Source organism: Actinomadura sp. NPDC048021 (genome assembly GCF_040653135.1).
Lineage (GTDB): Bacteria > Actinomycetota > Actinomycetes > Streptosporangiales > Streptosporangiaceae > Spirillospora > Spirillospora verrucosospora.
On sequence record NZ_JBEZJQ010000042.1, the window covers coordinates 49,842 to 57,040 of the forward strand.

The 7,199-nt window shown below is 73.7% G+C and carries 8 protein-coding genes; 4 read left to right on the top strand and 4 right to left on the bottom strand.

Annotation, left to right across the window (positions count from 1 at the left end; all coding sequences use genetic code 11):
• Positions 1-10: 10 nt before the first annotated feature.
• The gene (locus AB0C87_RS40800) at positions 11-1,366 is read right to left on the bottom strand and encodes an FtsX-like permease family protein (RefSeq protein ID WP_345184812.1); all 1,356 of its coding nucleotides are present in this window, start codon (positions 1,364-1,366) and stop codon (positions 11-13) included.
• A gap of 1 nt (position 1,367) precedes the next feature.
• Positions 1,368-2,165, bottom strand: coding sequence for an ABC transporter ATP-binding protein (locus AB0C87_RS40805; protein WP_345184808.1), 798 nt, complete (start codon positions 2,163-2,165; stop codon positions 1,368-1,370).
• A 230-nt stretch (positions 2,166-2,395) separates the two neighbouring features.
• On the opposite strand from AB0C87_RS40805, the gene AB0C87_RS40810 reads away from it, so the two are divergent.
• Both AB0C87_RS40810 and AB0C87_RS40815 read left to right on the top strand, forming a co-directional pair.
• Positions 2,396-3,676, top strand: a complete 1,281-nt coding sequence (locus AB0C87_RS40810) for an ArsB/NhaD family transporter (RefSeq protein WP_345184806.1) — start codon at positions 2,396-2,398, stop codon at positions 3,674-3,676.
• Positions 3,677-3,708: 32 nt separating this feature from the next.
• Positions 3,709-4,410 carry a PIG-L deacetylase family protein gene (locus AB0C87_RS40815; RefSeq protein ID WP_360581900.1) on the top strand — a complete coding sequence of 234 codons (702 nt, stop codon included), beginning with the start codon at positions 3,709-3,711 and terminating at the stop codon, positions 4,408-4,410.
• 198 nt (positions 4,411-4,608) lie between these two features.
• Here AB0C87_RS40815 and AB0C87_RS40820 read toward each other — a convergent pair whose 3' ends face one another.
• Both AB0C87_RS40820 and dut read right to left on the bottom strand, forming a co-directional pair.
• Entirely contained in the window at positions 4,609-5,436 is an 828-nt protein-coding gene (locus tag AB0C87_RS40820; protein ID WP_345184801.1) for a DUF3710 domain-containing protein, read from the bottom strand.
• 3 nt (positions 5,437-5,439) lie between these two features.
• A complete protein-coding gene (dut, locus tag AB0C87_RS40825; RefSeq protein ID WP_345184798.1) occupies positions 5,440-5,940 on the bottom strand; it encodes a dUTP diphosphatase in 501 nt (166 codons plus the stop codon).
• 221 nt (positions 5,941-6,161) lie between these two features.
• On the opposite strand from dut, the gene AB0C87_RS40830 reads away from it, so the two are divergent.
• Positions 6,162-6,890 (top strand): hypothetical protein, encoded by a 729-nt coding sequence (locus tag AB0C87_RS40830; RefSeq protein ID WP_360581903.1) that lies wholly within the window; start codon positions 6,162-6,164, stop codon positions 6,888-6,890.
• Positions 6,887-7,129, top strand: coding sequence for a MauE/DoxX family redox-associated membrane protein (locus AB0C87_RS40835; RefSeq protein WP_360581905.1), 243 nt, complete (start codon positions 6,887-6,889; stop codon positions 7,127-7,129). The genes AB0C87_RS40830 and AB0C87_RS40835 overlap by 4 nt, the downstream gene beginning before the upstream one ends.
• The last annotated feature ends 70 nt before the right edge of the window (positions 7,130-7,199 follow it).

Sequence of the window (7,199 nt, forward strand, 5' to 3'; positions counted from 1 at the left end):
AGCCGTGCGGTCAGCGGAGGGCGGCCTCCACGGCGGGGACGCCGATCGCGCGGCGGGTGGCCGCCCACGTCGTGGCGCCGGTCAGCGCGGCGGCGAGCGCGACGACCGCGAGGTAGGTCCACACGTCCCCGGCCGGGACGGCGGAGTCGCGGCGGGCCAGCCCGAAGGGCACGATCGTGAACACCGAGGCGACCGTTCCGCAGGCCGCGCCGGTGACCGTCAGCACCGCCGACTCCAGCGCCACCGAGGCGAGCACCTGGCGCGGGGTCGCGCCGGCGAGCCGCGTCTGCCCGAACTCGCGGCGCCGGTGCGCGGTCGCCGCCACCAGCGTGTTGACCAGCATGATCGCCGTGAACAGCACCACCATGCCGATGACGACGAAGTTGAGCGTCTCGATGCTCTTCTGCTCGGCCGTCTTGGCCAGCCCGGCGGCCTCCATCGCCGCGTTCTCGGTGGCCTGGAGGTAGAGCGTCCCGACGGCGGTGCCGACGAACAGGATGACCGGGGTGACCGCGGACGCCAGCGCGCCCGTCCGGCGGCGCATGGTGGCGGCCGCCAGTTCGCCGGCCGCGCCGAACGCGCGCAGCGGCCGGGCCAGCAGGGACGTCGCCCGCCGCATGATCGCCGGAGCCAGCAGCGCCAGCCCGATCGCGGCGAGGATGTCGGCCTGCCCGGACGTCGCCATCACGTCGCTGCCCTTGCCGTCCATCAGCGTGACCGTGATGACCGCCTCGTCCAGCGCCAGCAGCAGGAACAGGACCGCGAAGACGATGCGCTTCCTGCTCAGCCTCCCGGTGTCCACCGCCGCGGACCGCATCGAGTCGGCGACGCCGGCGCGGGTGGCGCGCCGGGCGGTGATCAGCGCGGCGGCGGTCGCGGAGACCGTCGTGATGCCGATCCCCATCGACAGCGCGACCGGGCCGAAGCTGTGGCCGATCTCCGCGGGCACCTGGCCGGTGTCGTGCAGCAGGCCGAGCACGCCCCGGCCGGCCAGCATCCCGGGGACGATCGCGAGCAGCGCCGCGGCCACCGCCAGCACGGCCGCCTCACCGACGATCATCCGGGAGAGCTGCGCCGGGGTCGCGCCGACGCTCTTGAGCAGCGCGATCTCCGACGCCCGCTGCCGCACCGACAGGGTCAGCGTGGAGGTGACCGCGAACACCACGAGCAGCAGCCCCCAGCCGCCGACGACGTTCGCCATGACGACCAGCGTGCTCCGGGCCTCCCCGGTCGCGCCGCCCGACGCGGCGGTGTCCAGCATCGAGGCGAACGCCATGATGATCGTCGAGCCGAGGAACAGGGCGAGGAAGCTCGCCGTGAACGCGCCCGCGCGCCTGCGCAGGGAACCGATCGCCAGTGCGAACATGTCACGCCCCCGCCGTCATGCGCTGGCGCTCGACCTCGTCGGCCAGGTGCGTCATCCGCTCCGCGACGGACTCGGCGGTCGGCGCGGGCTGGTGGCCGACGATCCGCCCGTCGGCCAGGTACAGCACGGCGTCGGCGAACGACGCGGCGACCGGGTCGTGGGTCACCATCACCACCGTCTGCCCGAACGCGGCCACCGACTCGCGCAGCAGGCCGAGCACGTCGCGGGCGCTGCGGGTGTCGAGGGCTCCGGTCGGCTCGTCGGCGAACAGCACCCGCGGCCGGGCCAGCAGCGCCCGCGCGATCGCCACCCGCTGCTGCTGCCCGCCGGACAGCTCCGCGGGCAGGTGCCCGAGCCGCTCGCCGAGGCCCACCCGCTCGAGGACGGCTCGCGCCCGGTCCTTGTCGACCTTGCGGCCGGCGAGCTTCAGCGGGAGCACCGTGTTCTGCACGACCGACAGCGTCGGCAGCAGGTTGAACTGCTGGAAGACGAAACCGATCCGCTCCCGCCGGAACTTCGTCAGCTCCGCCTCCCCGTCGCCCGTCAGCTCCGCGCCGTCGACGAAGACGCGGCCCCCGGTCGGACGGTCCAGGCCCGCGGCGCACTGGAGCAGCGTGCTCTTGCCGGACCCGGACGGGCCCATGACCGCGGTGAACGACCCGGTCGGCAGCGACAGCGACACCCCGTCCAGCGCGACGACCCGGTTGCCCTCGGGGCCGTACACCCGGCGCACGTTCTCCAGCCGGAGCGCCTCACCCGGGGCCTGGCGCCCCGGTTCCGGTCCCCTGCGTCCGAACATCGTCCTCACCTCCGCCCGGGCGCCCCCTCGCGGAGCGCCTCCGGACACGAAACTACGGACGCGCGGGGCCGGCGAGGATGGGTCCAGCACTCCGATCGGGGTAGGCAAAACCCCACCATCGCCCGGCCCCGGTCTCGCCCGCGGCGTGCCGTGACGGTTAGAGTCGCCCGTGGTGCGCCGGGAAGTCTGGTCGGCAGGTCCCGTCATCCGCATGCCGTCCGGGAGGTTCCGTGCAGGCCACCGCCGCGATCGTCATCTTCGTCTGCGCGTACGTGCTGATCGCGTCGGAGAAGGTGCACCGGACGGCGGTGGCGCTCGGCGGCGCGGGCCTGATGCTCCTGCTGCACATCACCGACGCCCGGGGCGCGTTCTTCTCCTCCGAGTCCGGGATCGACTGGAACGTCATCTTCCTGCTGCTCGGCATGATGGTCATCGTCTCGGTGCTGCGCCGGACGGGCGTGTTCGAGTACGTGGCGATCTGGGCCGCCAAGCGCGCGCGGGGACGCCCCTACCGGCTCATGGTGATGCTGGTCGTGCTCACGGCGGGGGCGTCGGCGCTGCTCGACAACGTCACCACCGTCCTGCTGGTCGCGCCCGTGACGTTCCTCGTCTGCGAGCGGCTCGCCCTCGCGCCCGAGCCGTACCTCATCGCCGAGGTCATGGCGTCCAACATCGGCGGCACCGCGACCCTCGTCGGCGACCCGCCCAACATCATCATCGCCAGCCGGGGCGGCCTGTCGTTCAACGACTTCCTGGTCCACCTGGCCCCGCTGGTCGTGGTGCTGATGATCGTGTTCTGCGTGCTGTGCCGGTGGCTGTTCCGCTCGGCGTTCCGCTACGACCCGGAGCTCGCCGCCGAGGTCATGGAGCTGGAGGAGCGGGAGGCCATCACCGACCGCCGCCTGCTCGCGCAGGGGCTCGCCGTCCTCGCCGTCGTGATCGCGGCGTTCGTGCTGCACCCCGTCCTGCACTACGAGCCGTCCGTGGTGGCGCTGCTCGGCGCCGGTCTGCTCGTCGCCGCGACCAAGGTGACGACCGAGGAGGCGCTCAGCGAGGTCGAGTGGCCCACGCTGGTGTTCTTCGCCGGCCTGTTCGTGATGGTCGGCGGCCTCGTCGAGACCGGCGTCATCGGCGAGATCTCCCGGGCGGCGGCGGACGCCACCGACGGCCGCCTCGGCGTGGCCGCGATGCTGCTGCTGTGGGCGTCCGCCGGGCTGTCGGCGATCGTGGACAACATCCCCTACGTGGCGACGATGAGCCCGATCGTCTCCGACCTCGTCCAGCAGCACCCCGGCACGGACGGGCACGTGCTGTGGTGGGCCCTCGCCCTCGGCGCCGACCTCGGCGGGAACGCCACCGCCGTCGGGGCCAGCGCCAACGTGGTCGTCCTCGGCATCGCAGCCCGCAACGGCACGCCCATCAGCTTCTGGCGCTTCACCCGCTACGGCATCGTCGTCACCCTCGTGACGGTCGCCCTGGCCACCCCGTACCTCTGGCTCCGCTACCTGTGACGGTCCACCGCCCCGTCCGGGAGGATGGGGGGATGGACGAGGTGCCTGAGGACTGGGAACGCGCGCTCGCGATCGTGGCGCACCCCGACGACCTGGAGTACGGGACGTCGGCGGCGGTCGCCAAGTGGACGGGGCAGGGCAAGACCGTGACGGAGGTGCTGGCCACCCGCGGGGAGGCCGGGATCGACTCGATGGACCCCGCCGAGGTGCGGCGGATCCGCAGCGCCGAGCAGGTCGAGGCGGCGCGGATCGTCGGCGTCCGCGAGGTCGAGTTCCTCGACCTGCCGGACGGCACTCTGGAGTACGGGCTGCCGCTGCGGCGGACGCTCGCCGCGGCGATCCGGCGGCACCGGCCCGAGGTGGTGCTGTCCATCAACTTCCGCGAGACCTTCCCCGGCGGCGGCTTCAACATGGCCGACCACCGGGCCCTCGGCCTCGCGGTCGCGGACGCGGTCCGGGACGCGGCCAACCGGTGGGTGTTCCGCGACCTCGGCCTCGAACCGTGGCGGGGCGTCCGGTTCGCGCTGTTCGGCGGGTCGCCGCAGCCCACCCACTACGTGGACGTCACCGGCCATCTGCGGGCCGGCATCGACTCGCTGCTCGCGCACCGCGTGTACTTCGCCGAACTCGGCGCCGGTTTCGACGCGGAGGCGTTCCTCACCGGCGCGGCCGAGGCGGGCGGGAAGCAGGCGGGCGTCGAGCACGCGATGACGTTCGAGATGATCGAGAGTTAGCGGCGGGCGTTGGGCCGCTTGCCCTTGTTGTGCTTGCTCCGCTTGCGGGCCCGGCGTTTGCGCGTCTTCTTCGACATGCACTGATTGACCGCCCGGAGGCCGGTGCAGGGCAAGCGATGGGCCGGGCGCAGACGCCGCGAACCCGCCCGGCCGCACGTCCGAAAAGCGTGCGGCCGGACGGGTCCGGTGTGCGTGCGGTCAGCGGACCTCGGTGATCTCGGGACCGCGCTCGAAGGGGTCGAAGGTCTCCACGGCCCCGTCCTCGCCGTCCTCGCCGGCCTCGCTGAACTCCTGCGGGATCTGCAGTTCCAGCAGCTCGCGGGGCGGCATCGGGGCGTCGCCGCGGTGCACCACCACGCCGCGCAGCACGTCCTCCAGGACCTGCCACTGCTCCTCGTCCTCGATCGCGGCGCCCTGCACCACGGCCTGCAGGAACCAGCGGGGGCCGTCCACGCCGAGGAAACGGATGATCTGCGGCGCCCAGCCCTGCTCGACGAACTCCGCCGGGATCTGCTCGCGGACCTCCGGCGGCATCTCGGCGAGGACCTCCTCGGTCAGCGCCGCCGGGACCATCGCCAGCAGTTCGGAGCCGAACGGGCCCTCGCCCTCCTGGGTCTGGCCCTGCGCCTCCTCCTGGATGTCCTTGGCGGTCTCGCGGCGCACGTCGTCCCAGATGCCGCTGCGCTTCGGCGCGGCGAACACCTGGAGCTGCATGGCGCTCTCCTCGTACTGCACCAGCACGGCGACGGGGCGCCCGTCCAGCGGGTTGCCCTCCTCGTCGACCTGGGTCGCCTCGAAGTTGACCTGGAAGCCCAGCCCCGGCGCCACCGGCACCTGGAGGGCCCCGAAGTCGAGCCGCTGCAGCTCGGGGAAGGAGTCCTCGGAATCCCACGGGCCGCCCGCCGCCGATTCCGCCTTGGCCGACCCCGCCTCGGCGGGAGCCTCCTCGGCGGTCTCCGCCGGCTCCTCGGTCACCTCGGGACCCTCAGCGGGCTCCTCGGCCTGCCGGCGACGTCCAAAAGCCACGACTCACGCTCCTTCTCTACTGTGCTCGTTGTCCCCGGATCGCGGGGCAGGGCCGAATCCGCCGGTGGAGCCGAACCCGCCGGTTCCGCGCGCCGATCCGGGAAGCTCGGTGACCTCGTGGAACACCGCGTGCTCGACCCGCTGGACGACCATCTGCGCGATGCGGTCTCCGCGCCGCAGTCTCACCGTGGCGCGGGGGTCGGTGTTCAGCAGGGTCACCTTGATCTCACCCCGATAGCCGGCGTCGACCGTACCGGGTGCGTTGACGATGGTCACCCCCAACTTAGCGCCCAATCCGGACCGGGGGTGAATGAAAGCCGCGTAGCCGTCCGGCAGGGCGATCGCCATCCCGGTGGGGACGACGGCGCGCTCCCCCGGCGGCAGTTCCACGTCGGCGGCCGCGACCAGATCGGCGCCCGCGTCGCCCGCGTGGGCGTACTGGGGCAGGGGCAGCTCCGGATCCAGCCGCCGGACCAGCACATCGACCTTGCTCACGGGCTCCACCTCACGCGCCTACCTGCCGGAGAACCACACGACCCTATCCAGGGCGCCGGGGACGGCCGCCGCTGAAACGCCGCTGCCGCGCGAGTCCGGCAGTTGACCCTACCCGGTCCCGGGCGTGACCACTTCCGGAAGGTTTGACCCTGAAGCGAAGTATCACGCGTAGCGTCGCAATTCTTACCCGCGGCGTTTCTGTGGGGCGCGTCCCCCGGGAAGGGGGCGGCATGGGAAAACCGGGAGAGGGCACACGGGGGCAGGGCGCGGGGGGCCGGAGCGTCACCCACCGCTCGCTGGACGGGGTGCGGGTCCGGCTCGCCGGCGACCACGATCTGCGGCGGCCGTGCACGTCGGTGGCGCGGATCGCCGACGGCGGGCGGCTCCACGAGATCTCCAGCGGCACCCGCGAGGACGCGCTGGCCTGGGCCGCCGACATCGGGGTCGACCGCTTCGAGCAGGAGTTCCGCGTCCAGGGCGGCCGGCTGCGGGTCGGCGGGACGGCGACCCGCGACGCCGAGACGGGCCTCAGCGACCCCGTTCTCGCGGCCGTGTGGGAGGGGCGCCGCCACGCGGTGTTCACGCACCTCTACCACGGGCGCCCCGCGGACGCGGTCGCCTTCTTCGGCACCCTGCGCCTGACCGAGCACGAGGACGGGGTCACCGCCGTCCCGCGCGGCCGGGCCAGGCGCCCCGAGCCCGCCGAGATGGTCAAGGAGGTGCCGGGGATCGGCCTCCTGGAGATCACCGCGCTGACCACGGTGACGCGCAGGCGGCTCCCGCCGTGGCGCGGCGCCCCGGTCGCGGGCGGCGAGCTGTTCCGCGACACCGTGGAGGGCCAGGGCCCCTACTTCCTGCTGGCGCTGGCGTCGCTGCTGGTGACCGTGCTGCCCGAGGAGGACCGGGTCCGCGACGTCCCGCGCCGGCTCGCGGGGCTGGCGGTCGAGGCGGTCCGGTGACCGGACTCCTCGCCGGGATCGCCGCCGTCACCGTCCCGCTCGTCCTGCTGGCGTCGCTGGCCGGGCAGGTCAGGCGCCCGGCGGCGCTGGCCGCCGCGGTGCGGGCGCACCGGGTGCTGCCGCCCGCCCTCGCCGGGGCGGCCGCGGCTGCCGTGATCGCCGCGGAGGCGCTGATCGGCGTCGCCGGGGCGGCGGCGCCGCTGCTCCGGCTCGACGGCCCGGCGCGCCGGCCAGCTTGATCGCGGTGTAGAGGGGCGGCACGAGCGTGAAGACCGTGGTGAGGCCCGCGGTGGCGGCCGCGACGTAGAC